Genomic DNA, 24,191 nt, shown 5'->3' on the forward strand with positions numbered 1-24,191 from the left:
GTGTTCGGCCTTCGGCGGTGTCGTGCGCCCCCGTTGCTGTACCTCACTGCTGTACACAGCTGGACTCCGCCGGCCGCGTGGTGGGCCTGTGGCGTGGGACCTGCCGATGCGGCTATGGTCGACGTACTTCGTCGAACATGAGCATTCTGGAAGTCCACATGCCTCGCCGATCATCGGGCGAGATCAGGTCCCGTCTTCCACACAGGAAAACCAGGGCCGACAAGCGAACCGTGATCCGAGGTCTCTCCGCCTCGGCAAATCGTCAAATAGCACAGTTCGAGCGTGACCGCGGACTATACAGAGGAGACATCGCCCTAGCGTTCCGGCGATGGGCGTTACGCGCCGGACGTCCCCGCAATGCTGAGGAATGGCTCCACGGGTACTCCGACGTACCGACCGGCCACATCCGCACTCTGCTCGAAGTTACCCTTTGGAACCTGCGACCCCGCGCACAACGCGAACTGAGGGCCGCCATCGCCCCCATCGACGCACGGATCCTCAAGCGAACGGTCAACGACCCCTTTGCTCCGCAGTCCCTTCCATGGTGGCAACGACGCATCGAGATCTAGCCCTGCTGCTGCCGCCAGGGGGTGCAAAGCGGACCCACTCACACGCGGTCTCGCTCGACCCCTTCTATGCGAAGCCAACGCGCGGGTACCACGACGTGTGCTGTTGCCGCGGTTGACCTGCTCAAACGGACCATTACTGCTCGCTGAGGTTCGCGGATGTTCGCGACGGTTGTCACTCAGTTCGTCACGCACGAGGGAACAGTCAGTAATCTTTTTAAGATGGACTGGATACCATTACTAAGCACGGTACTTGGCGCCGTGATTGGCGTCGGCGCAACGCTTGTTGCTGACTGGACACGGGCAAGTCGCAGCGAACGAGAAGGCGACCGTGCTATCAAACGTCAGGTATATGGGGACTACCTCGCAGCACTGTCTCTGACGCGGCATAACCTTCGAGTCGCCGCTCGGCTTTCGGTGGCATCCGTTGACGACAGGGCTCGCCTGGCCTTTGATGCCTTCAAGGATGCCAGAGCATATGAGATGCGGTACCAAGTTGCACTGGTCGCACCAGACCAGGTGATCGAGGCATCCACCTCTGCATTCAATGCTCTGAGAAGCCTGCGCGATCTTGTGGAAGGCGGAGGAGGGACACACGATGACCCGGCCTACCGTGCCGCTCAGGATCAGTGGGCGAACCGATTTGCCGAGTTGCGCCATTGCATGCGGGGCGACCTAGATCGCAACAAACGTCGGGGGACAGTGATCATCCGTCAGCACCCAGCAAATAGCCAAGCCGTAGGAGGCGCCCATCACGACGCCGAGGGGTTGGGTCGTCGATAGCCGTGTCAACAGGGCGTGGCTGTAGACCTGCGCGAGTCGGCCTGTAGGCCGGGTTCTGATTCCGCATTCTCTCTACCTGCACGGATTCGCACTGAACCGCAGGCGACCAGGGAAAACGCTTCCGTTCGTTGTCATCGCTTGCCAGTGCTTTCCGGAGCCGTGTGCCCCCAAAGTGCCCCCGGCCCGGCATGCCTTCGTGAACAACCTGACCCGAGTGCTTCTTAGGTACCTGCCATCGAGGCATATCTCGTCGTTTCATCCCGATAGGGTCGGCCGGTGATCAATATGCAGGTGCGATCTGAGAACGGCGATGTCGTCGCCACGGCGGGTTGTGGCTTGCCGTGGTTCGAGACTGTGGGCGGCCTGGACCAGGCGGAGTTTCCGACGCTGGGCGGCCTCGACCCGTATGGCGACGCGATCTTCAATCAGCGCCAAGTCCCGGTCCTGCTGAAGGAGTTGGAGCGACTGCCAACCGAGAGTCACAGTGGGTCGACGAAGTCCGTGCCCTCGGCCGGACCGTGCTCAAGGCCCCGCACCGCTATCTGTGGTTTATCGGCGATTGACCGTCGTCGACTTCTTCCTTATCAGGGAAGCGGAACTGGCTTTCGAACTGCCCGAACACGGTTCTTCACCTGTAGGGATCGTCCGCAGCCGTACGCCAGTGTCCAAGGTTGTACGTCGGCGTTGTCACGCAGTTGAACACGCAGGGCGGCGCCTCAGCCGTCGAGTCCAACAAGCAGTCCAGCGACGCTAAGCCCTGTCGTCAGGTAGTCAACGAACAAGTGATTGTTCAGCGCCCACTTCGAACGCCGGTAACGGACAAGGAATATCGCGTCATCCACTGAGTATCCGAGGGTCAGGAGCGCCTGGACGATGACGAGGCCCGACCGGTTGTAGCCGGCGTGGCAACGAACCAGGACTTTGCGCTCAGCCTCCACGGCTGCCGCAGCAAACTCCCCGAGTTCTAAGACCTCAGCGAGTTGTTGAGATGTGAGCGGTCCGTCCGGCATCTCACAGCAGCGGTGGATGACTGCTTCAGCTGGGCCATGCCCGTCACGACGGTAGAGGCTGATGACAACATCGAACTCGTCGCGAACGACTACCGGAAGAAGTTCACCGGACGATTCGCGGTAGTGATGACCGCCCATGAACAGACCAGGAACAATCTCGCTCCAAGGCGAGTCGGCGTAGGGTGCGCCCCGGCCCTCGATGCGCATCTGCACCTCTCCATCACACGACCCGGCCGTGTATGGACGGGCGAATCAGCAAGTCACGAGATTCACCCTACATTCGAAGCCAGACCAACATCATTTGATCGATGCTCGGCAGGGCGATTTCGGGCAGTGCTGGGCGCAATCCCACCCCCGCCAGCAGGGCGTAGCGCGCAGGCATGAGAGGTGCCGCCAGTATCCGCCGCCGGTCCTGATCTCTCGTCTGCTGTCGACCCATCCGAAGGACAGCGGGCCGGCGACGGAGGGGCAGGCCCGGCGTCGCGTGTTCCATGTTCCCGGTGACCTTCCACGCGCACTGGTTGCCCTGCCTGCACGGCCGGGTTTGACCTGGAGGAGTCGGTCTGCTGGGCTCTGCCTGGGTCGATGGCAGGCGAGCGATCAGGACTTCCACCTCAACCAGCTACGGCCCGCCATGGTGCGGGCATCCTTCTCTCGGAGCTGGAGCGCCCCGGGGTTCGGGGCGGAGCCTCGAGGTCATCCCCGGCATTCCTCCGCCTCTCACTCCCACTTTCTCTTTCTCTCGCACAGCGTCGCCTCTGGTCTCCGGTCATGTTCGGCTGCTCTGCCTGCCCCGTGCTTATGACCGTTCACCCATTGGGGAGAGACCTTCATTGGCACAAGCCGCTATGCCGTCGATCCGATGGTCACCGCCGCTTGTCGGCGGTGGTGCGCGCCGCCGCCGGCGGGACCGGCCGAAGAGCCGCAGCCCGCCGGTGGGCGGGCGCGCGGCCAACCGGTAGACCATTGAGTCCGTGCACCTTGCGAGAGTGCGGGGCCATGATGACGACCTGGGCAGCGCTGTGCATCCCCCTCGATCGACCCCCTGCAGTGTCCCGGAAGCAGCTTCGGAAACGTCTCCTCCGCCGACCCAACTTCCCCAGCGTGCCCATCCCCGCGGGCCGCCTTCCTCCTTGGATCGTCGAGGTGCCTACCCGGCTTCCCTTCACCTCTCCCCGGCAACCGGCTGTCCGCCGAAGGCGGCTTGACCACGGGAGGAAATCTGTAACAGCTCAGCTGATCGGGATCTTGTCCTGCCCCAGAGACTTGCTTGACGCGACCGCCGCTTCGGCGGCACGTTCTGAAACGAGGAGCTGGTCCAGTTCGACAAGGCGTAGCCGGTCCCCGAGCTGTTGGTGGGTCCCGGTACGATCACGGCTCGGCAGCGCGACAACCCTGGGAGTGGCCGTGCAGGAACCGAGCTCAGTGGAGTTGGCTTACCTGCCAACGACCGCGGACGCGGTGGGGGCGATCCGCGCGCGGAGGCGAACCAGCCGCCTGTGGAACGGGGTGCTCCTGGCCAGCGCGATCGTTGTGCTGAGCGTTCTTATCCTGAACTTCATGGGTCCGAGGAAACCCGGCTCGACGGTGCTCTGCCTCGCGGCGTTGGCCCTGTTCATCGGTATGCATGTACTGGTTCCTACGCTCAAGGGGCGGCAGATACACAAGATGGTCGCCCCGCAAGGGGAATTCCAGGCCATCGTGGACGACAGCGGGGTGCGGGTGACCTCGCGGGATAGCGAGATGACGTTCCGGTGGCCGATGCTCACCCGGTACGCAGAGACGGATGAGCTGTTCGTCCTGATGACGCCCGACAAGTATCGCGTCGCATTCGTCGTCCTCCCCAAGCGCGGTGTCGCGGAACCGGCGGACGTCGACCGATTGCACGCCGTCCTCAACCGGAACGCCACCCGAGTCTGACCCCGGGGAACCCGGCAACACACTCCAGCAGACAGGCGAACAGGCAGGATGGTCTCAGTGCGCCCACCCGTCGTTTCCGGGTGGGAACTCTCCGCGGAGCAGGCTGATGAAGGCACGACCGCATGCCAGCAGTGGGCCGGTGGGCAGGTCCGCGTTGAATGACTCCTGCTCGCCGCCCGTGCCGAAGGAGTTCACGAGATCCTTCGGGATGGCCGGAGACCACGTGAGCAGTCGCCGCTGGACCCGCTCCGACAGGTCAAGGGCAAGCGCAACGCGATCTGGTTCCGTTCCGAGATGGTCGTCCATGTAGGACGACACGCATCCCATGAAGCCGGCCGTGGCCTGTGTCAGCCAGTCATCCCGGGCACCAGCGAGCCATGCGGGAGCCTCGGGGATCGTGTCGGCCCCCTCCTGCGCCAGGAGGTACAGCCACACTTCTGCCTGGTAGTCGCGGACCCAGAAACCAGATCCGCGGTAGTCCATGTACGAGCTGCCCACACGGGCAGTAGATCACGTAGCCGCGGAGAGGCTCCACGGGATTCAGGCCGTAGCCAGCATCCCTCTTGTCCGCTGGCAACAGGCTGGCGTCACAGGACGGTGATCTGCTGAGCAGATCGCATGACGAGGCGACCATGGACGGGTCCCGGCCCTTCGGAAGGGGCGGGCCCGGACACTCAGAGCAGGTTAGACAAGATGCACGCCGTCGTGCTGCCTGATGGCTGGTGCACCTTCGTGCAAGGCGTCGAGCACGCGGACCGCAAATGCCTCGGTAACCATCTGGGACACCTCGGTCGGCGTAGCCCAGTGGAAGCTCTGGACCTCCTTATTGAGGGAGAGGCTTCCTCTGGTGGCCTCGCAGCGAAAAACCAGGGCGACGATTCCCCGCGACATGTTCTTGTAGACGCCGGTTTACGATCTGCGGCACGCGTGTGTCTCGACATGGCTCAATGCCGGGGTTCCGGCTCCGCAGGTTGCCGAGTGGGCGGGGCATAGCGTCAACGTGCTGCTGCGGGTCTATGCCAAGTGCATCGTCGGCCAAGATGACCTTGCCCGGAAGCTGATCGCCGACGCTCTGAAACCATCCCAAGACACCGACTGATCGCCGACGCGTATACGACGCGAGCATCCGTAGATCGCCGTTGACGACCATGAACAGCCGGACACACAGCAAGAGGCCCGCCGCCGCGTTTCCGCTGGTGACGGGCCTCTTTTGGCTGGTGTGGCAGGTGCAAGGTTCGAACTTGCGTAGGCTGAGCCGACGGTTTTACAGACCGCTCCCTTTGGCCACTCGGGCAACCTGCCGTGTCAGCTGCTCACCGCAGCGACAGCAAGAAGGATAGCGGACTTCCAGGGTGCACGTGACGCCCGTTTTCCCGGGGAAGGACTCGGGCGAACCGGAGATTTCGCCACCCGGCCGCCGAGGCACGCCATAGTAGAAGCGTGATCAGATGGGCCGAGACCGGTGACCTTGAAACGCTGGTGACGGTGGAGCTCGCGGCCGACGGGATGTTCGCGCCCCTGGGCATCTTCTTCCCTCCCGGAACCACGATGATCGAGGAATGCGACGACCCGGAGAGCGTGATCGTCGCGGGCCGGCCGCCGGTGGGGTTCGCCATGCTCGGGACCGTCGACGGGCTCGCGCACCTCGAACAGCTCGCCGTACATCCTGATCACGGGAGACGCGGCATCGGCACGGACCTGCTCAGCGCCGCCTGCGACGCGGCGTCGGCAGCCGGTGCGGCGGCGATGACATTGACGACGTTCCGCGATGTCCCGTGGAACGCCCCCTGGTACGCCGTCCGCGGCTTCGCCGTGCTGCCTTCCGAGGAGTGGGGTCCCGAGCTGACCGCACTCGTACGGCAGGAGCACGCGCTGGGCATCGACTTGGCACCCCGTGTTGTCATGCGCAAAGACCTCTGATCACGCCTGGGCCACTAATCTCAGAAGGCAACGAGGAGAGGACACGGACACCGATGGCCGACAGCAGTTTCGACGTGGTCAGCAAGATCGACCGGCAGGAGGTCGACAACGCCCTGAATCAGACGGCCAAGGAGGTCGGGCACCGATTCGACTTCAAGGGCACCGGGGCGGAGATCTCCTGGTCGGGCGAGAGCATCGAGATCAAGGCGAACAGCGAGGAGCGCGCGAACGCCGTCCTCGATGTGTTCAAGGAGAAGCTCGTCAAGCGGGGCCTTTCGCTGAAGGTCCTCGACGCGGGCGAGCCGAGGCTCTCCGGCAAGGAATACCGGCTGACGGTCGCCCTCAAGGAGGGCATCGACCAGGAGAACGCGAAGAAGATCTCGAAGCTGATCCGCGACGAGGGCCCCAAGGGCATCAAGGCGCAGATCCAGGGCGATGAGCTCCGGGTCAGCAGCAAGAAGAAGGACGACCTCCAGGAGGTCATCTCCCTGCTCAAGGGCAAGGATCTCGACATCGCCCTGCAGTTCACGAACTACCGCTAGAACACGAGCTCTGACCTGGCATTTCATCAACGGCTGACCTTGTCAGGGCACATGCCGGGCACACGGCCCAAGGCATCGTCCACGATGCGGCGGGTCTTCTCATGAGGCTCAGGCCACTCCCCCACGTAGGTGTCAAGCGTGATCGTGGGAGTGGCATGGCCCGGCGCCATCTGTACCGTCTTCACGCTTGCGCCATTGTGAATCAGAAGCGTGGCGAACCAGTGACGGAAGGAGTGCAGGCCCGCCCCCTTGGGGATGCCTGCCGCGTCACGGTCTGGTGCCCGGCGGACGGGCTCACCGAGAAGTGTGCTGGGCGGCGAGCGGTCCCAGGGAACAGAGAAGTGTGAGACGCTCCGCCGTCGGTGTGCCCGCCGCCGGCGAGAACAGGGCGAGGATCTGTGTGCGCTCCTCGTCGACGAGCATCTGGCAGTCGAATTCCAGTAGACCCACCTCGGGATGCTGGATCCGCTTGCGTCTGCTGCGCATCACTCCCACCGAATGCAGACGCCACAGGGCCTCGAACTCGGGACTCGCCCGTAGCAGCCGTTTGACCAGGTCCTTCGCCTGCGCGTCGTCGCGGCGGACGGCTGCGGCCCGCAAGTCGGCGACGAGCGCCTGGGACTCCATCGCGTGATCCTGAACCGGATACCCGGCCCGGGTGCGGGGATCGGTAAACCACCGGTACACCATCGTGCCCGCGGCACCGCGCAGCCGGGTGAGGTCGCCGAAGACGGCCCGTGCCAGGTCGTTCTGGACCAGGGTGGCACCGAGGTCGGTCATCACCTGAGCCGGGACATCGGAAAGGCGGTCCAGCACACCGAGCAGGCTCGGCGCGACATGGTCGTCGGAGCGCCTGCGGTCCGGCGGTCGGTGCCCGGCCAGCCGGAAGAGATGGTCGCGCTCGTCCAAGGTCAGGCGCAGTGCCCTGGTGATCGCCCGCAGCACGCCCGGCGACGGCTGCGGCGCACGATCCTGCTCCAGACGGGTGTAGTAGTCCGTGGAGATGTCGGCCAGGCGCGCGACCTCCTCACGGCGCAGTCCGGGAGTACGCCGACGCCCCGTGCCCGGGAGGCCGACGTCCCCGGGGCCGAGCGCCTCCCTGCGCACCCGCAGGAAATCCGCCAACTGCTTGGTGTCCACCCTTCGAGTCTGCGTCACAGCCAGACCGGCAGCCAGAGACCGCCGATCCCTGGGTAAGGCGACTCCGCCTGACGGCTCCGATCGGCGAAACGCTGGTCACCGGCCCGGAAGCCGCCCGGCCGGATGACTCAGGCCGGCTCGCCGGGCTGGAGCAGTGGGACCACGTCGCGCGCCTCGCGCAGGGAAAGCCGAGCGGATCATGAGGCGCTCCGACCGGCACGCCGAGCGCACGCAAGCATGTCCCGGGACAGGACCCGACCGAGTGCTTGAACCCTTCCCATGAGGCTCAGGCCACTCCCACACGCGGGTATACGGCGTGATCGTGGGAGTGGCATGGCCTGTCGCCGTAGATGTCGTCTCTCTGCGCTTGCGTGGCGAGATGGGCGCGAGCCCCGGCTGCGTCAGTTCGGCGCCGTGTCGGTCCATTCCGCGACCGCGTACACCTCGTACTGGGACAACTCTCCGGGCTTGTGGAACCGGTCAGGCTGACTGGCGACCGTCAGGCGGCGGGGCTTGCCGTCGTCTCCCGGGGGGAGTTGCCGGGAGCCGTGCGGCGGCGTCGCCACGAGATCCCGTATGGCCAGGAGTGTCCCGTCGCCGGGGTCGATGATCCACTGCCGCCGGTAGGTGCCGAGTTGCTTGGGCGCCGTATAGATGCCGAGAGGGACCGTCGTCTCCACCGGCAGGGAGATCACCGTTCCCGGGCGGCCCAGGGGGTCGGTCGCCTTACCCTCGGCCTTGACGCCGGGCAGGGTGGCGAGCATCCGGAACGCCGCCGCTCGCACCGCCGGGGGGGTGGGCGCACCGGCCAGCAGGGTGCCGGCCGCATCACTCAGCGCCCGGACCCGCTTGTCGCCCTTCAGCGCCCGGATCGGCCGCTCCCCCGCCTTCGAGGTGTACGCCTCCCAGTCGCCCTTGAGGTTGAGCAGGACGCTCTCCAGGTTCTCGGGCTCGGTCGGCAAGGCGGCCAACTGTTTCGGCGTCATGCCGAGGAATCGCCGATCACCGAGCTTGCGGCACGGTGCCCCCGGTTGCATGTCTTTCAAGAACAAGGCGGCCGGCCCCTCCGCGGTCGGGACCTTCACCACCGTGGGGGCCCCCGCCTTCTGCCACTTCTGCTTGTCGACGGCGGTCCACGGGCGGGCCGGCAGCCCTTCGACGGTGACGCACTCCTTGCCTCGCGGGTCGGTCCACTCGTCGTACTGCGTTCTCGATTCGACCTTGTAGTGGTCCGCCGCGGTCTTGCCGACCGCGTAGATCTCTCCGCTGATGCGCGTGGTGTGCCAGTACTCGCGGGTCGGCCCCTTCTGCACGTTCGTGGCGGCCACCAGCAGCGCGTTGCCCGGCTCGTGAGCACCGCCGTTCTCGCCCAGACGAACCGGCGGGACCCCATCCGGTGCCGGAGAGGACGTCACAGAGATGACGACGACGGCCCCGGCGACCAGAGCGGCCGTCGAGATCACGCTCACGATCGGAACCTTGAAGCTACGGCGGCGGCGTGATGGAGTGCCGGACCGCCAGTTGGTACGCAGGGCGAGCCGGTCCGGGCTCTCCTCACGGGCCAGCGCCGTCCGCATCTGCCGCAGCGCGTCGAGTTCATCCATCGTCACTTCTCCTCGGGAAGGGCCTTGCGGAGCTTCGTCCGAGCCCGGTGGATCTTGGCTTTGACAGTGCCGAGGGGCAGATCCAACGTCGCTGCGATCTCGGCGTACGACAGTTCGCCCCAGGCGAGCAGCAGAACGGCGCTGCGGTCCTGTGCGCTCAGTGAGGCGAGGGCCCTGGCCAGATGAGGGCCGCGCGCCGCGGCGTCCACGCGATCGCCGGCCAAGTCGGCGACGCCGTCCTCGGCGGGGTCCACACCCGTCCGGGCGAACGCCCTGTACATGCGGGTCTCCTGCCGGTGGTGCCTGGCGATCAAATTGCCGGCGATGCCCCATAACCACGCGGCGAACTCCGCCCGCCCGTCGAATCTCCCCCGCTGCCGGAACGCGGTGGCGAACGTCTCCGCCACGACGTCATCGGCGAGAGCGCCCCCGAGGCGCCGCTTGATGTAGGCGTGGAGTCGTGGCGCGTGGCGGCGGAACAATTCACCGAACGCCTCGGGGTCCTCCAGAGAAGCGGCGACGATTCCCGAATCGTCGAGCTTCTCCGCAGGTTGACTCACCACTCTCGCCGTAGCCATGGGCCGGTGTGTCCCTTCATGGGTGCCTCCTCCGTGTCCAAGGTGCTGACAACGTCCTCTATCCCGAAGGCCGCTCCCCGGTTGCGCCCGCCGTACGACGGCGTGCGGATGCCGGGCCGTGAACACCCGGCGTGGCAGTGCGCCGTGGCGGTGAACACCCGGCGTGGCAGTGAGATCGCGCGGATCAGCGGCTGGGCCGGGGCGGAAGGCGCCGTACAGAGGAGTGAGACACCTACCCTGCCGCAAGCGTCGCGTCGTAACGTGACGGAATGGAAGGCAGGAGCGCGCTCGGGGACTTCCTTCGCGCTCGGCGCCAGGCCACGACCGTCGACCAGGTCGGGCTGCCGAGTTTCGGCCGCCGCCGCACCCCCGGGCTCCGTCGCGACGAGGTCGCGCTGCTGGCGGATGTCAGCGCCGACTATTACGTGCGGCTGGAACAGGGACGGGAACGCAACCCCTCGGCTCAGGTGCTGGAAGCCCTGGCACGGGTCTTCCAGCTCGACGCCGAGGCGACCGGACACCTTTACGATCTCGCGCGCCCCCGGGCCAGGCGCCCCCATGCCCCCGGAGCCGAGCAGGTGTGCCCGAACGCTTTGCGGTTCATCCTCGGCTGCGATCACGCCGTGATGCTGGTGATGAACATTCGGCTGGACATTCTCGCCAAGAACCCGCTGGCCACAGCTCTTTTCGCGGGGATGGACCACTGCGACAACCTGATACGGCTGACCTTCCTCAATCCCCTGGCGCGGGACTTCTACATGGACTGGACCGAGCAGGCCCGAGATTTGACGGCCCACCTCCGCGCCACAGTGGGGACGAATGTCGACGACCCGTCCGTACAGGAACTGGTCGAGGAGCTGTCACGCGACAGCGAAGACTTCCGGCGCCTGTGGAACCGCCACGACGTCCGATCCAGAACGCACAGGTCGATCCGCTATCGGCACGGCGAAGTCGGCGAGATGACCCTCCACTTCGAGGTGTTCCACATCGGCAGCGCCCCCCGCCAGCAGCTCGTCATCGGCCAGGCGGAGCCGTACGGGGCATCGCGAAACGCCTTCGCCAAGCTGGCCTCACTGGCGGCCGCGAAGACTGCCCGTAACTGATCGGTCACGATAGGTGGACCGATAGACTCGCCGGTCGGCGGTGGCCACGAGACACGGCGGCGAGGGGGACACGGTCGACGACGCGGGGCCTCCGACATGGGCTCCGATGGGTTCCAGCGAGGGCTCCACCCTTGTAACGCCACGGTCTCTAAACAACTGTCGTTTTTGTTGGGTCTGTTGTTATATATGGGGATTCGACCCTAAAGTTCAGCCCGAAGACGGCCTGTTGCAATGAGCCTCTAAACTGCGCATGCAGGAAGTTCGATTTGTACCAAAATGAGGAGGCCTGCGTGGCTCTCTGGTCCACCATCCCGCGAGCGGCCGCGATCGGCACGACTGCGCTGGCGATCACGCTTGCCGCTGCGGCCTGCGGCGGAGACTCCGGCGGGGACTCCACCGCCGCCCCGGCTCCGGGGGGAGTCAAGCTCGTCAACGCAGGAAAGATCACGACCTGCACGAACATCCCCTACGAGCCGTTCGAGTTCAACCAGGGCAGTGACGTCGTCGGGTTCGACGTGGACATCGTCAACCTGGCGGCCAAGAAGCTCGGGGTGACGCAGGACATCGTCGACATCGACTTCGCCGCCATCAAGAGCGGCGCGGCCATGAACTCCGGCAAGTGCGACGTCGCGGCGGCCGGCATGACGATCACCGACGAGCGCAAGCAGAACATCCTCTTCTCGGACCCGTACTTCGACGCCACCCAGTCACTCATGGCGAAGAAGGACAGCGGGGTCACCTCGCTCGACGACGTCAAGGCCAAGAACCTCAAGCTGGGTGCCCAGGCGTCCACGACGGGTCTCGACTACGTCAAGGGCAAGGGCTTCGACCCGGTCGAGTACGCCGACTCCCCCAAGGAACTGCTCGCTCTGCAGACCGGCCAGGTCGACGTGATCGTGCAGGACCTTCCCGTCGTGCAGACCTGGCTGAAGAAGCCGGAGATCGGCGCCAAGTTCGCGCAGGTCGCCAGCCTCGACACCGGCGAGCAGTACGGCATCGGCATGAAGAAGGGCAACACCGCCCTGGCCACGGTCGTCAACGACGCCATCAAGGCCGCCAAGGCCGACGGCACCTACGACGCGATCTACAAGAAGTGGTTCGGCACCGAGCCGAGCCCGGCCGCGACCCCGACTCCGTGACGTGATGGCCGACCAACAGGCAGCCGCCTCTCCCCAGAGGCGGCTCAGCCCCCGTCAGAAGCAGCGGATCAGCCGGGGCATCCAGTACGGCGTGCTGCTCGTCATCGTCGTCGTGCTCGCACTGCTGGCCGACTGGCCGGCCATCAAGGAGTCGTTCCTCAGCTCCAAGGTCGCGGGTGAGGGCCTGCCGGCGCTGTTCACGGTGGCGTTGAAGAACACGGTGATCTACACGATCAGCGGGTTCGTCATCGGGTTCGCGCTCGGGTTGGTGCTGGCGCTCATGCGGCAGTCCTCCGTGGCGCCGTACCGGTGGATCGCGGCGGGGTACGTCGAGGTCTTCCGCGGCCTGCCGGCGCTGCTGATCTTCCTTCTGATCGGCAGCCTGCCGCTCGCCTTCCCCGGTTTCCAGGTTCCCGGTGAGGTGTACGGCCAGGCGGCGCTCGGCCTCGGCGTCGTCTCGGCGGCCTACATGGCCGAGACGTTCCGGGCCGGTCTGCAGGCCGTCCCCAAGGGGCAGATGGAGGCGGCGCGCTCACTCGGCATGCCTCACATGCGGGCGATGGTCTCGATCGTGATCCCGCAGGCGATCCGCATCGTGATCCCCCCGCTCACCAACGAGCTGGTTCTGCTGTTCAAGGACTCCTCGCTGGTGCTGTTCCTCGGGGTGACGGCGAGCCAGGTCGAGCTGGCCAAGTTCGGCAACGACCAGGCCTCCACGTTCGCCAACCCGACGCCGATCCTGGTGTCCGGTCTGACCTATCTGCTGATCACGATCCCTCTGGGATACGCGGCACGCCGCCTGGAGGCACGCCAGGGAGCGAGCCGATGAGCACCGTAGAGATCAGGAAGCTGCACAAGTCCTTCGGGAAGCTCGAGGTCCTGAAGGGCATCGACTTCAGCGTCGAGAGCGGGCAGGTCGTCTGCGTCATCGGGCCGTCGGGCTCGGGCAAGTCGACGCTGCTGCGCTGCGTCAACCTGCTGGAGCAGCCGACCTCGGGCCAGGTGTTCGTCGACGGGATCGAGCTCACCCATCCCGACGTGGACATCGACGCCGCGAGGCGGCGACTCGGCATGGTGTTCCAGCAGTTCAATCTGTTCTCACACCTCACCGTGCTGCGCAACGTCGCCATCGCCCAGGAGCGCGTCCTGAAGCGCTCACGTGCGGAGGCCGTACGGGTCGCCAGGGAGAACCTGGAGAAGGTGGGGCTCAGCGAGAAGGCGGAGTCCTACCCCGCCCAGCTCTCCGGCGGCCAGCAGCAGCGCGTGGCGATCGCCAGGGCCCTCGCGATGAACCCGTCGTTGATGCTCTTCGACGAGCCGACCTCGGCGCTCGACCCCGAGCTCGTCGGCGACGTGCTGCAGGTCATGCGGAAGCTCGCTGAGGACGGCATGACCATGCTGGTGGTCACCCACGAGATGGGCTTCGCCCGCGAGGTGGCCGACAGGGTGGTCTTCATGGACCAGGGCGTCATCGTCGAGGACGGACCGCCCGAGCAGGTGATCTCCGCTCCGCAGCACGACAGGACCCGGGAGTTCCTCCACCGCGTCCTGCATCCCGGGGTCTAGGCGGGCCGCCCCGCGACGGTCGCGTGGACCTGCCTGAGGGTCCGGTCGAGCGTCGCGAGCGGCGACCCGGCGTCGGGCACGGCCACCGGCACCAGTTCGGGGACGGGCCGCCGGGCGAGGGCCAGCCGGGTGGCTCCGATGTTGCGCCGCAGCGCTCCACGGGCCACCCGTCCGGCCGGCCCACCGGCGGCGTCCGCCTCCTCGGCCAGGGCTCCGCAGGACGCCAGCGGTTCGACGCAGTCCGCCAGGCCCGGCCGCCGGATGATCCGCCGCCAGGCCAGGGCGGGTTCGGCGGCCACGCGGAGCGCCGCCACGTTCCTGTCGAACTCGCGCCGGCTGTCCTCGCCGGGCTTGTCGAGCAACGCCCCCAGCGCGGCCAGGGTTCGCGCCAGGTTCTTCCGCATGACCGCCTCGGTCCTGACCGGGACGAGGAGCCAGGCCGGCAGGACCCCGCACAGGCACCCGGCGACGACCGCGGCCAGCCTCTCCCCGAGGACCTCGATCCCCGAGACCCCCGCAGGAGCGGCGAGCCCGTACAGCAGCGCGAGGATGCTGGTGACGCAGAAGGACCAGTACGCGTAGTCGCGGTCGCGCAGGATGAGCCCGGCCAGAAGGTATCCGAAGATCATCGCGGCCACGAGCCATCCGTGGCCGAGGACGAGGACGCCGACGAGGGTGGAGGTGGCCGTTCCGAGGAGGGCGCCGCCGGTGCGCTGGACGCTCCGGTGCACGACGTGACCTCGGGACCGCGCCCCCACCGACACGGTGAACGCGCTGATCACCACCCAGGGCCAGTGGCCGGGGAAGAGCAGGTGACCGATGGAGAAGGCCAGGGCCAGCGCGGTCGCCGACTGCGCGGCGAATCTCGTGTGAACCGATCCGGCGGTTCCCTCCTGGATTCGCTCCGAGGTGCGGATCGAGGCCCCGCGGATCGAGGTGAGGGCGGTCCACCCGACCGCGACGGCGCTCGCCACGACCGCCCACACCAAGGCGCTCCACGGGTCGTGGCCCACGGGAACCGGTGCGATGAAGAGCCCGACCAGCGGAAACAACATCATGCGGCCGATCGCGGAGGCCCGGGAGCCGTACCGGCGCAGGTGGATCGACAGGAAGACCGCGGCCACGAAGACGGCCTCTCCCAGCAGCGGCGACCAGTGCATCAGGGCGCCGATCAGGCCGGTCACGGCGACCACAGGCACGACCAGCAGAGAGCGGCGGCCGGCTCCCGTGCGTTCCAGCGAGATCGCCAGGACGACGCCCAGGATGACGGCGCCCAGCGGTTGCCGCTCTCCCGCGACCGAGCAGAGCACGCCCAGCGTCGCGGCGGTGCCGACGGCCGCGATGAAGGACCGGGGAATTATCGTAAGCATATGCGTACGATTTTCGCCCTCACTGGGACCCACTAGCAAGCCTCAGCGTAGGATCTTGAGCATGGAGGAGCACGAAGGGACAGCCGCGGTACGGCGTGGCGCGATGCGGCTCGCCAGACGGCTGCGCGCGGAGAGGCCGGCGGAGAGCCTCAGCGGCGCCAAGCTGAGCGTGCTCGCCCACCTCTACCGGAACGGCGGCATGACGCCGAAGGAGATCGCCGCGGCGGACCACGTGCGAGCCCAGTCGATGACCCGCGTGCTGGCCGACCTGGAAACGCACGGGCTCGTGGCGCGCGAGCGCGATCCCTCCGACGGACGGCAGTCGCTGCTGACCCTCACGCCGGCCGGTGAGGCCGCGCTCATCGAGGACATGTCACACCGAGACGATTGGCTCGGGGCCGCGATCGCCCGGCACCTGTCGCCCGCCGAGCGCCACCTGCTCTACCTGGCCGGCGAACTCATGGACCGCCTCGCGGCGGCGCAGGACGTCTGACCGCGTTCGCGGAAGTCACCGGGGATTTCCCGGTATGTCCCCTCGGGATATGGTCGCGACATGGGGAAGATCTATGAGCGGCTCACCGACCGGTTGCGCGACTTCATCTCCGCCCAGCCGGTCTACTTCGTCGCGACGGCGCCGCAGAGCGGCGGCCACGTGAACGTGTCCCCCAAGGGATACGCCGACACCTTCGCGGTCATCGACGACATCACGGTCGCCTACCTGGATCTGGACGGGAGCGGCGTCGAGACGATCGCCCACCTGCGTGACAACGGCCGCATCACCGTGATGTTCTGCGCCTTCAGCGGTCCGCCCAACATCGTCCGCCTGTACGGCACGGGCCGCGTCGTCACGCCGCACGACCCGGACTTCGACGACCTGCTCAAGCTCTTCGGCCCACACCCGGGGGTCAGGTCGATCATCGTCGTCGACTGCGACCGGATCTCCGACTCGTGCGGGTACTCCGTCCCCTTCATGAGCCACGACCGGGACAGGACCCTGCTCGACGAGTGGGCCGGGCGCAAGGACGTCCAGCAGAAGCGGGACTACCGGGCCAGGAACAACCGCGAGAGCATCGACGGCCTGCCCGGACTGCGGGCCGAGGAGACCGACCCGGCGACCCTGCGCTCCTGACCGCCTCAGCGGCGGTAGCCGGCCATCCGCTCCAGGCGGGAGATCCGCTCGGCGATCGGCGGGTGTGTGGAGAACAGCCTGCCGATCCCGGCCTGGCGGAACGGGTTCGCGATCATCATGTGGCTCGCCGACGCCAGCCGTCCGTTCTCGGGGAGCGGCAACTGGCGGATGCCCATCTCGATCTTCCGCAGCGCCGAGGCCAGCGCGAGCGGGTCGCCCGTCAGCCGGGCCCCGGACTCGTCGGCCGCGAACTCCCGTGACCGGGAGATCGCCATCTGGATCATCGACGCGGCGACGGGCCCCAGGATCATGACGAGGAGGGCGCCCAGGATCCCCGGGCCCTCGTCGTCGTCCGAGCCGAAGAACAGGCCGATGTACCCGAAGTAGGTGATCATCGTGGCCAGCGCGCCGGCGATCGAGGAGATCAGGATGTCGCGGTTGTACACGTGCGACAACTCGTGCCCGATGACCCCCTTGAGTTCGCGCTCGTTGAGGATGCCGAGGATGCCGTGGGTCACGCAGACGGCCGCGTTGCGCGGATTGCGGCCCGTGGCGAACGCGTTGGGCTGCATGGTCGGGGACACGTACAGCCGGGGCATGGGCTGGCGGGCGTCGTAGGAGAGTTCCCGCACGATCCGGTACAGCACCGGCTGCTCGACCTCGGCGACCGGCCGGGCCCGCATCGCGGACAGTGCGATCTTGTCGGAGAAGAAGTACGAGAGACCGTTCGCGAAGAGCGCGACCACCAGCGCGAACCGCAGGCCCGCGCCACCCCCGACCCAGGCCCCCACCGCCAGGATCAACGCGGACAGCGCTCCCAGAAGGACCGCGGTCCGCAGGCTGTTGTGGTGCACGCCTCCTCCTCACGGTTCGGTGTGTTCAGCCTTACTAACGCCTACTGCCTGGCTGAACGTTCCCCGCTGAACAGGCGCTGTGATCTCAGCCCACCGCCGACAGCACCACCTGGGGAGCGACGGAGAAGACCAGCGTGACGATCACGGCCAGTCCCACGGCCACCGCGACGGGCGCGGACCCCGATCGGGTCGTGCCCGTGGACAGCGGGGTGAAGAGCCGGGCCGTCCAGGCGATGTAGTAATAGAGCCCGATGACCGTGTTGACGGCCATCACCACGGCGAGCCAGCCGAGCCCTCCGTCGACGATCGCGCGGAAGACGACCACCTTGGCGAACAGCCCCGCGAGCCCGGGGGGAAGCCCCGCCAGGCAGATGAGCGAGAAGGCGAGGGACAGCGCCGTGACCGGGCTGTGGAAGGCCAGGCCCTGGTAGTCGTCCAGGTCGTTCCGCTCCCGCGTCCGGGACACCAGCATGACGACGCCGAACGCCACGAGGTTCATCGCCGCGTAGAACGCCAGGTAGGCCACGGACGCGTCCACGGCGTCCCGCGGGACACCGGCGAAGGCGGCCAGCGGAGCGAGGATGTAACCGGACTGGGCGACCGACGACCAGGCGAGCAGCCGTACGGCATGGCGTTGGCGCATCGCCAGCACATTGCCGGCGGTCATGGTCAGCGCGGCGATGACGGCGACGACGGGCGCCCACACGGCGGCCTGGCTCGCCAGCGCGATCGTCAGGATCAGGACGAGCCCGGCGAACCCGGCGGCCTTGGAGATGACCGAGAGCAGCGCCGCCACCGGGATCGGCGCGCCCTGGTAGACGTCGGCCGCCCAGAAGTGGAACGGCACGGCGGCGACCTTGAATCCGAATCCGGCCAGCACCAGCACGATCGCGACGGTCGTGACCCCCTGGCCGACCCCGGCCGGCGCGGCGCTCTGCCCGGACGCGTAGAAGGCGGCGATGCGGTCCAGATGCACCGAGCCGGTCACGCCGTACAGGAGCGAGACGCCGAACAGCATGATCGCGGTGGAGACCACGGACACGAGGAACAGCTTGAGGGCCGCCTCGGAGGCACGGCCGTCGTAGCGCCGCATCGCCGTCAGCGCGAACACCGGCAGGGACACCAGTTCCAGCGAGACGACGAGCATGATCAGATCACGTGAGGCCGCCAGCAGCACCGCCCCGGTAAGCGTGCCGAGCAGCAGGAAGTACCACTCGCCGACCGGAACGCGCCCACCGGACGTCTCCGCCATGGACAACAGCACGACGACGACCCCGGCGGCGAGCACGAGCGCCGTGAAGACGAGCGTGAACCGGTCGAGGACGAACGAGCACGACTCGGCGAGCCCCAGCGAGGGGGGCACGCAGAAGGTGCGCCGCTCCCCTCCTCGTACGGCCTGCGCCACGAGGACGGCCAGCGACACGGCGACGCCGCCGAGCGCGACGACGCCCAGCAGACGCCCGCCGCCGGGCCGCGCGGGCAGGAAGGCGTCAAGCAACAGGACCAGCCCCGCCGTCAGCGCGAGGATCAGCGGGACGGCGATGGCGGAGTAGTCGATCGACTGGATCATCCGGCGCCACCCCCGAGACCGAAGATCGCCTGCACGGCGGGCCCCGTGAGGGCGAGCAGCGCCTTGGGCCAGACGCCGAACAGGATGGTCAGCGCCACGAGCGGCACCCAGGCGGCCAGTTCGCCGGCCGTCACATCCGCCAGGCGGCCGGCCCGCGGCGGACGGGCGCCGGAAGGCGCGGGCCCGGAGTCCTCCACGTCGGCGACGGCCGTCCCCGTGGCGTCGGGCTCGACCGGCTCACCGGGACCGAGCACCACACGGACCTCCTCCGACGAGGCGAGCGCCGGGCCGACGGGGACGGTCTCCCGCGCCCTGCCGTGGGTGACCCTCGACAACATCACCAGGAAGTAGGCCGCCGTGAGCACCGTGCCGATGCCGCCGACGGCCATGAACACGAGGAAGAGCGGCCGGGACAGCCCGGCGGCGGGCCGGAACGCCCCCAGCAGGGCAAGCATCTCGCCCCAGAACCCGGCCAGCCCCGGCAGGCCGAGCGAGGCGACGCAGGCGAAGGTGAGCAGCGAGCCGATGTACGGCAGGCGGCGCAACATGCCGCCGCCGAGCCTGACCATGTCCGCCGTGCCGTACCGTTCCTTGATCCCTCCGGCGACGAAGAACAACAGGCCGGTGATCAGACCGTGCGCGATGTTGCCGAAGAGCGCGGCGTTCATGCCCACCGGGGTGAGCGTCGCGAAGCCGAGCAGCACGAAGCCCATGTGGCCGACCGAGGAGTAGGCGATCATGCGCTTGAGATCGCGCTGGGCGAGACAGGCCAGCGATCCGTAGATGATCCCGACCACGGCGAGCGCCCCGAGCCAGGGAGCGAGGGCGGCGGCGCCCTCGGGCAGGATCGGGATCGCGATCCTGGCGAAGCCGTACGAGCCCATCTTGAGCAGCACACCCGCCAGCAGAACCGAGCCGACCGTCGGCGCCTCGGTGTGGGCGTCGGGCAGCCAGGTGTGGAGGGGCCACATCGGCGTCTTGACCGCGAGGCCGATGCCGACGGCCAGGAACGCCACGATCTGCACGGATCTCGCGATCCCCGCCCCGTGCCGCGCGGTCAGCTCGACCATGTCGAGGGTGCCCGTCTGGGTCCAGATCACCAGCAGGCCGAGCAGGAGGACGGCCGAGCCGAGCAGCGTGTAGAGGATGAACTTCACCGCGGCCGCTCGCCGGTCGCGGCCGCCCCAGATCGCGATCACGAAGTACATCGGGATCAGCACGACCTCGAAGAACACGAAGAACAGCAGCAGATCGAGGGCGAGGAAGGTGCCGATCATCCCGACCTCGAGCACGAGCAGCGTGAACACCAGCGCCCGGAGGCGCCCGCCGCCCGGTGGATGCCCGGCGAGGTGGACGAAGCACAACAGGCTCAGCAACGCGGTCAGCACGACCAGCGGCAGCGAGATGCCGTCGACCCCGAGGTGGAACCGCAGGTCGAGCCCCGGGATCCACGACCAGTCGGTCTGGAGCTGCATGCGGCCCGCGTCCCCGTAGTCGAAGACCGCGGCGACGACGACCGCGAGCACGAAGGTCGCCGCCGAGACGGCGATCCCGTACAGGCTCACCGCCCGTTCCCTGAACGTCGGCGCGGTCAGGCTCGCGGCACCGGCCAGAGGCACCGCGAGCAGCGCGAGGAGAAGCCAGCTCATCCCAGCACCACCGCCGCCACCGTGATCAGCAGGAGCCCCGCCAGCAGGCCCGTCACGTAGAGCTGGGCGTTGCCCTTCTGCGCCAGGCGCACGAACCCGGACAGGCTCATCGTCAGCCGGCCCGCCCCCCGGACGGCGCCGTCGACCACCTGCCCGTCCGTCCTGACGACCCCGCGAGCCAGGCGGAGGACCGGTCGCGCGAACACCGCGCGGTACGCCTCGTCCACGTAGAACGCCCGCTCGCACGCCGTGCGGAACGGGCCGAGCATCCGGGCCGGGTCCTGGTGCGGGGCGCCGCGCCAGAAGGCGTAGACGACGCCCGCGCCCAGCAGGGCGACGATCAGGCTCACCAGCGCGGACCCCCAGTCGACCTCGGTGACCCCGGCGAATCCCAGGAGCAGGGCGGGCACGGCGAGCACGCCGATCGGCCAGAGCATCGACCTCGGCGCCTCGCGGCCGTCGAACACGTGGGCCGTGCCCGGCGGCGGCTCCGGCAGCGCCTCGACCCTCGCGGGGCCGAAGAAGGTCCGCAGCCAGGCGCGCATCGCGTACGCACCGGTCACCCCGACGGTCAGCAGCGCCGCGCCGTACAGGAACGGCTGGGCCGGAGAGTGCGAGTGCTCGATGGCGGCGATCACCGCGTCCTTGCTGAAGAATCCGCTCGCCGGGGGCAGCCCCATCAGGGCGGCGAAGCCGACCGTCATCGCGGCGAACGTGATCGGAACGGAGGTGCGCAGCCCGCCCATGTGGGTCATCAGGTTGGATCCGACATGGTGGATCACCGCGCCCGCCCCCAGGAACAGCAGCGCCTTGAAAGCGCCGTGCGTCAGCAGGTGGAAGATCGCCGCCTTGTCCGATCCCGCGGCGAGCCCCGCGGCCATGTACGCGAGCTGGCTGATCGTCGAGTAGGCGAGGACACGTTTGAGGTCGTCCTGCGCGAGGGCGGCCAGCGCCGCACCCAGCATGCCGATGGCGGCGACGACGGCCAGCACGTCGAGCGTCGGCTGGGCACCGAGGAAGGCCGGGTAGAGCCGGGCGACGATGAAGATGCCCGCCGCGACCATCGTGGCCGCGTGGATGAGCGCGCTGATCGGGGTGGGGCCGGCCATGGCGTCCGGCAGCCAGGTCTGCAGCGGCACCTGGGCGCTCTTGCCTGCGACGCCGGCGAGCAGCAACATCGTCGCCGTGATCAGGGTTCCCCTGGGGATGTCGGCGCTCAGCACGTCGTCGATCCGGAAGCTGCCGGCCGCGAACCCCAGCGTGAAGATCCCGAACAGGAATCCGACGTCACCGAGCCGGGTGACGAGGAACGCCTTCACCGCGGCCCGGGAGTTCGCCCGGTCCTCCCACCAGTGCCCGATCAGGAGGTAGGAGCACAGGCCCATGATCTCCCAGCCGGCGTAGAGGACGATCAGGTCCCCCGCGTAGACCACCAGCAACATCGCGCTGGTGAACAGGCTGATGAAGGCGCTGTAGGACGGATGGCGCGGATCGTCGCGCATGTATCCGACCGAGTAGACCTGTACGGCGAGCGCCACGACGACCACCAGCACGCCGATGAGGATCGACAGCCCGTCGGCCCGCAGCGTGAACGAGATGGGAACCGACCCGGTCTCGACCATCGTGAGCGTGCCCTCGGTGCTTCCCGGGAGAAGCCCCGCCCAGAATTCCGCACCCGGATAGGACGCCGAACCGCGCGGCAGCGCGCGGGCCGACCACGACGCCAGCCAGAGCGTCAACAGCAGTGCCGCCGTGATGGGCGCGATCGCGAACCACGCCGCCCTGCGTGCGGCGGCGCGGTCGTTCTCCTTCGTACGGCTCCCGCCGCGCGGCCATCGGGAACCGAGCAGCCCCGCCACGGCGGCCGCGAACGGTAATAGGACGATCAGGACGACCACAGAGATCACGGCCGGGCCTCCCTGTCGGCGTCTTCGCCCACGCCCACCGGCTCCTCCGGCGGGCCGGCCTCCCCGGACGCCCCGGTCTCCGACAGGTCGCGGAGGCGGTCGACGTCGATGCTCTGCCGGTTGCGGTAGACGGCCAGCACGATGGCCAGCCCCAGGCCGATCTCGGCGGCCGCGATCACGATGACGAACAGGGTGAGCACCTGGCCGCCGTGCAGCCGGTCCCTCAGCCACACGTCGAAGGCGACGAGGTTGAGGTTGACCGCGTTGAGCATGAGCTCGACCGACATCAGCACGAGGATCGCGTTGCGCCGGGCCAGCACGCCGTACACGCCGATCGAGAAGAGCAGGGCGGAGACGACGACGGGATAGACGATGTGCACCTCAGCCCACCGCCCCGTCGCAGGTGTTCGGAGTCATTCCCGCCCCCTGATGTCGGTGCGGGAAAGGACGATGGCCCCGATCAGAGCGGCCAGCAGGAGCACCGACAGCGCCTCGAACGGCAACACCCAGGTCCTGAAGATGCTCGACCCGAGCGGCTTGGCCGCCCCCTGACCGGGCTCCAGCGGCGCGTAGGCCGTGCCGAACCCCGCGACGACGACGCTCACGAGCACCCCGGCCGTGGCGAGGGCGACCAGGACGGCGGCCCATCGGTTGCCGGAGTCGAGATCGGCCGAGCGTCCGATGGGCGCCCGGGTCAGCATGATCCCGAACAGCAGCAGCACGACGATCGCGCCCACGTAGATGAGCACCTGCACCCATGCGACGAACTCCGCCGTCAACACGAGATAACCTCCGGCCAGCGCGCCGAAGCACAGGACCAGCCACAGCGCCGCGTGGACGAGTTGCCTCGTCGTGACCACCAGCAGCGCGGATCCGACCGCGACGAGGCCGAGCAGCAGGAACACCACCTCGGGCCCGCTGGGTGGCCAGAACCCCGGCGCCTCGAATGTCACGCGTCCTCCCCAGGCCCGTCCTTCGCAGGGTTCCCAGGGCCTTCGGGATTCTCGGGGGTGCTCGGCTTCTTCGGCAGCGCGCCCGGCGGCCGGATGGAGCGGATGTCCCGCATGGGCCTCGGCGGCTCCCGGCGCGGCGCGCTCTCTTCCGACGTCACGCCCTTGTCTGAGGGAGTGCTCTTGTCTGACGGGGTGCTCTCGCCTGACGGAGTGCTCTCGCCGGAGGACGTTTCCGGCGTCCCCGCCGGTCCGCCGGCCGCCTTCTCGGCTGTTTTCTCGGCTGTCTTCTCGCCGGCGCGGCCGGCGACTCCACTGTCCGTACGGCCGGCCGCGGCGGGCCGTCGTGCCGTGTCGGATGTGCGTGCGGGACGCGAGCCGGCGGCGATCTCCTTCGGCGGCTCGGCCCCGGCCTCGTGGGGCGGCGGCGGGGGCACGGTCGCCGCCCACTCGCCCAGCCGGTCCTTCTCATGGAGAAGATCGCGGATGTCGTATTCCGTGTATTCGAACTCGGGCGTCCAGAACAACGCGTCGAACGGGCAGACCTCGATGCAGATGCCGCAGTACATGCACAGGGAGAAGTCGATCGCGAACCGGTCGAGCATGTTCCGCGCCCGGGGCCTGCCCCCCTCGGGGGCCGGGAGCGTCTCCTTGTGCGAATCGATGTAGATGCACCAGTCGGGGCACTCACGGGCGCACAACATGCACACCGTGCAGTTCTCCTCGACCAGCGCGATCACGCCCCGGCTGCGGGGCGGCAGGTCGGGTTTGACCTCGGGATACTGCTGCGTCTCTGATTTGCGCAGCATGTGCCTCAGAGTCACCGCCAGCCCCTTGGCCAGCCCTTCTCCTGGTATGCGCGCCATATTCAACATCATGACGCACAAGCGC

The 24,191-nt window shown here is 68.0% G+C and carries 24 protein-coding genes, 1 tRNA gene and 1 pseudogene; 11 read left to right on the forward strand and 15 right to left on the reverse strand.

What is annotated here, in order from left to right:
• Nucleotides 1-725: 725 nt before the first annotated feature.
• Complete coding sequence (locus tag Pmi06nite_RS19630; RefSeq protein WP_203954514.1) at nucleotides 726-1,349, forward strand: hypothetical protein; 624 nt, start codon at nucleotides 726-728, stop codon at nucleotides 1,347-1,349.
• Between the two features lie 716 nt (nucleotides 1,350-2,065).
• Here Pmi06nite_RS19630 and Pmi06nite_RS19635 read toward each other — a convergent pair.
• Nucleotides 2,066-2,566 carry a protein-tyrosine phosphatase family protein gene (locus Pmi06nite_RS19635; protein ID WP_203954515.1) on the reverse strand — a complete coding sequence of 167 codons (501 nt, stop codon included), beginning with the start codon at nucleotides 2,564-2,566 and terminating at the stop codon, nucleotides 2,066-2,068.
• Nucleotides 2,567-3,766: 1,200 nt separating this feature from the next.
• Between Pmi06nite_RS19635 and Pmi06nite_RS19640 the strand changes: the two genes are divergently transcribed.
• Nucleotides 3,767-4,279: a YcxB family protein gene (locus tag Pmi06nite_RS19640; protein ID WP_203954516.1), complete on the forward strand. Its 513-nt coding sequence runs from the start codon at nucleotides 3,767-3,769 to the stop codon at nucleotides 4,277-4,279.
• Between the two features lie 54 nt (nucleotides 4,280-4,333).
• Here the strand turns inward: Pmi06nite_RS19640 and Pmi06nite_RS19645 are convergent, their stop codons facing one another.
• A complete protein-coding gene (locus Pmi06nite_RS19645; protein WP_203954517.1) occupies nucleotides 4,334-4,777 on the reverse strand; it encodes a hypothetical protein in 444 nt (147 codons plus the stop codon).
• A 412-nt stretch (nucleotides 4,778-5,189) separates the two neighbouring features.
• On the opposite strand from Pmi06nite_RS19645, the pseudogene Pmi06nite_RS41980 reads away from it, so the two are divergent.
• A pseudogene (locus Pmi06nite_RS41980) lies at nucleotides 5,190-5,378 on the forward strand (tyrosine-type recombinase/integrase); the annotation flags it as partial.
• Between the two features lie 121 nt (nucleotides 5,379-5,499).
• Here Pmi06nite_RS41980 and Pmi06nite_RS19650 read toward each other — a convergent pair.
• A tRNA-Tyr gene (locus Pmi06nite_RS19650) sits at nucleotides 5,500-5,581 on the reverse strand.
• Between the two features lie 138 nt (nucleotides 5,582-5,719).
• On the opposite strand from Pmi06nite_RS19650, the gene Pmi06nite_RS19655 reads away from it, so the two are divergent.
• Both Pmi06nite_RS19655 and Pmi06nite_RS19660 read left to right on the forward strand, forming a co-directional pair.
• Nucleotides 5,720-6,199 carry a GNAT family N-acetyltransferase gene (locus Pmi06nite_RS19655; protein WP_239114039.1) on the forward strand — a complete coding sequence of 160 codons (480 nt, stop codon included), beginning with the start codon at nucleotides 5,720-5,722 and terminating at the stop codon, nucleotides 6,197-6,199.
• Nucleotides 6,200-6,252: 53 nt separating this feature from the next.
• On the forward strand, nucleotides 6,253-6,741 hold the full coding sequence (locus Pmi06nite_RS19660; RefSeq protein ID WP_203954518.1) for a YajQ family cyclic di-GMP-binding protein: 489 nt from the start codon (nucleotides 6,253-6,255) through the stop codon (nucleotides 6,739-6,741).
• A gap of 26 nt (nucleotides 6,742-6,767) precedes the next feature.
• Here the strand turns inward: Pmi06nite_RS19660 and Pmi06nite_RS19665 are convergent, their stop codons facing one another.
• The 4 genes from Pmi06nite_RS19665 to Pmi06nite_RS19680 form a co-directional block, all read right to left on the reverse strand.
• Nucleotides 6,768-6,998 carry a tyrosine-type recombinase/integrase gene (locus tag Pmi06nite_RS19665; protein ID WP_203954768.1) on the reverse strand — a complete coding sequence of 77 codons (231 nt, stop codon included), beginning with the start codon at nucleotides 6,996-6,998 and terminating at the stop codon, nucleotides 6,768-6,770.
• A 37-nt stretch (nucleotides 6,999-7,035) separates the two neighbouring features.
• Nucleotides 7,036-7,881: a helix-turn-helix transcriptional regulator gene (locus Pmi06nite_RS19670; RefSeq protein ID WP_203954519.1), complete on the reverse strand. Its 846-nt coding sequence runs from the start codon at nucleotides 7,879-7,881 to the stop codon at nucleotides 7,036-7,038.
• A gap of 401 nt (nucleotides 7,882-8,282) precedes the next feature.
• Nucleotides 8,283-9,485, reverse strand: a complete 1,203-nt coding sequence (locus Pmi06nite_RS19675) for a CU044_5270 family protein (RefSeq protein WP_203954520.1) — start codon at nucleotides 9,483-9,485, stop codon at nucleotides 8,283-8,285.
• Nucleotides 9,486-9,487: 2 nt separating this feature from the next.
• Entirely contained in the window at nucleotides 9,488-10,045 is a 558-nt protein-coding gene (locus Pmi06nite_RS19680; RefSeq protein ID WP_239114040.1) for an RNA polymerase sigma factor, read from the reverse strand.
• A gap of 287 nt (nucleotides 10,046-10,332) precedes the next feature.
• Here Pmi06nite_RS19680 and Pmi06nite_RS19685 point away from each other — a divergent pair, with 287 nt between their 5' ends.
• The 4 genes from Pmi06nite_RS19685 (at nucleotide 10,333) to Pmi06nite_RS19700 (ending at nucleotide 13,871) form a co-directional block, all read left to right on the forward strand.
• Entirely contained in the window at nucleotides 10,333-11,166 is an 834-nt protein-coding gene (locus tag Pmi06nite_RS19685) for a helix-turn-helix domain-containing protein (protein WP_203954522.1), read from the forward strand.
• Nucleotides 11,167-11,456: 290 nt separating this feature from the next.
• Nucleotides 11,457-12,305 carry a transporter substrate-binding domain-containing protein gene (locus Pmi06nite_RS19690; RefSeq protein ID WP_203954523.1) on the forward strand — a complete coding sequence of 283 codons (849 nt, stop codon included), beginning with the start codon at nucleotides 11,457-11,459 and terminating at the stop codon, nucleotides 12,303-12,305.
• 4 nt (nucleotides 12,306-12,309) lie between these two features.
• A complete protein-coding gene (locus tag Pmi06nite_RS19695; RefSeq protein WP_203954524.1) occupies nucleotides 12,310-13,134 on the forward strand; it encodes an amino acid ABC transporter permease in 825 nt (274 codons plus the stop codon).
• Nucleotides 13,131-13,871 carry an amino acid ABC transporter ATP-binding protein gene (locus Pmi06nite_RS19700; protein ID WP_203954525.1) on the forward strand — a complete coding sequence of 247 codons (741 nt, stop codon included), beginning with the start codon at nucleotides 13,131-13,133 and terminating at the stop codon, nucleotides 13,869-13,871. The genes Pmi06nite_RS19695 and Pmi06nite_RS19700 overlap by 4 nt, the downstream gene beginning before the upstream one ends.
• Here Pmi06nite_RS19700 and Pmi06nite_RS19705 read toward each other — a convergent pair.
• Nucleotides 13,868-15,241 carry an FUSC family protein gene (locus Pmi06nite_RS19705; RefSeq protein ID WP_203954526.1) on the reverse strand — a complete coding sequence of 458 codons (1,374 nt, stop codon included), beginning with the start codon at nucleotides 15,239-15,241 and terminating at the stop codon, nucleotides 13,868-13,870. The two genes, Pmi06nite_RS19700 and Pmi06nite_RS19705, sit on opposite strands and share 4 nt — an antisense overlap.
• A gap of 61 nt (nucleotides 15,242-15,302) precedes the next feature.
• Between Pmi06nite_RS19705 and Pmi06nite_RS19710 the strand changes: the two genes are divergently transcribed.
• Both Pmi06nite_RS19710 and Pmi06nite_RS19715 read left to right on the forward strand, forming a co-directional pair.
• On the forward strand, nucleotides 15,303-15,734 hold the full coding sequence (locus tag Pmi06nite_RS19710) for a MarR family winged helix-turn-helix transcriptional regulator (RefSeq protein WP_203954527.1): 432 nt from the start codon (nucleotides 15,303-15,305) through the stop codon (nucleotides 15,732-15,734).
• Between the two features lie 60 nt (nucleotides 15,735-15,794).
• Nucleotides 15,795-16,370 (forward strand): pyridoxamine 5'-phosphate oxidase family protein, encoded by a 576-nt coding sequence (locus Pmi06nite_RS19715; protein WP_203954528.1) that lies wholly within the window; start codon nucleotides 15,795-15,797, stop codon nucleotides 16,368-16,370.
• 5 nt (nucleotides 16,371-16,375) lie between these two features.
• On the opposite strand, the gene htpX is transcribed toward Pmi06nite_RS19715, so the two are convergent.
• From htpX to Pmi06nite_RS19750, 7 genes are all read right to left on the reverse strand, one after another.
• Nucleotides 16,376-17,224, reverse strand: coding sequence for a zinc metalloprotease HtpX (htpX, locus tag Pmi06nite_RS19720; RefSeq protein ID WP_203954529.1), 849 nt, complete (start codon nucleotides 17,222-17,224; stop codon nucleotides 16,376-16,378).
• An 85-nt stretch (nucleotides 17,225-17,309) separates the two neighbouring features.
• Nucleotides 17,310-18,794 carry an NADH-quinone oxidoreductase subunit N gene (locus Pmi06nite_RS19725; RefSeq protein ID WP_203954530.1) on the reverse strand — a complete coding sequence of 495 codons (1,485 nt, stop codon included), beginning with the start codon at nucleotides 18,792-18,794 and terminating at the stop codon, nucleotides 17,310-17,312.
• A complete protein-coding gene (locus Pmi06nite_RS19730) occupies nucleotides 18,791-20,443 on the reverse strand; it encodes a complex I subunit 4 family protein (protein ID WP_203954531.1) in 1,653 nt (550 codons plus the stop codon). Before Pmi06nite_RS19730 ends, Pmi06nite_RS19725 begins: the two co-directional genes overlap by 4 nt.
• Nucleotides 20,440-22,350, reverse strand: a complete 1,911-nt coding sequence (locus Pmi06nite_RS19735) for an NADH-quinone oxidoreductase subunit 5 family protein (RefSeq protein WP_203954532.1) — start codon at nucleotides 22,348-22,350, stop codon at nucleotides 20,440-20,442. Before Pmi06nite_RS19735 ends, Pmi06nite_RS19730 begins: the two co-directional genes overlap by 4 nt.
• Nucleotides 22,347-22,730: an NADH-quinone oxidoreductase subunit NuoK gene (gene nuoK, locus Pmi06nite_RS19740; RefSeq protein ID WP_203954533.1), complete on the reverse strand. Its 384-nt coding sequence runs from the start codon at nucleotides 22,728-22,730 to the stop codon at nucleotides 22,347-22,349. Before nuoK ends, Pmi06nite_RS19735 begins: the two co-directional genes overlap by 4 nt.
• Nucleotides 22,731-22,763: 33 nt before the next feature.
• Nucleotides 22,764-23,303, reverse strand: coding sequence for an NADH-quinone oxidoreductase subunit J family protein (locus Pmi06nite_RS19745; protein ID WP_203954534.1), 540 nt, complete (start codon nucleotides 23,301-23,303; stop codon nucleotides 22,764-22,766).
• Nucleotides 23,300-24,166, reverse strand: a complete 867-nt coding sequence (locus tag Pmi06nite_RS19750) for a NuoI/complex I 23 kDa subunit family protein (protein ID WP_203954535.1) — start codon at nucleotides 24,164-24,166, stop codon at nucleotides 23,300-23,302. Before Pmi06nite_RS19750 ends, Pmi06nite_RS19745 begins: the two co-directional genes overlap by 4 nt.
• Nucleotides 24,167-24,191 lie beyond the last annotated feature (25 nt).

The sequence above is a fragment of the Planotetraspora mira genome, from assembly GCF_016863275.1.
Lineage (GTDB): Bacteria > Actinomycetota > Actinomycetes > Streptosporangiales > Streptosporangiaceae > Planotetraspora > Planotetraspora mira.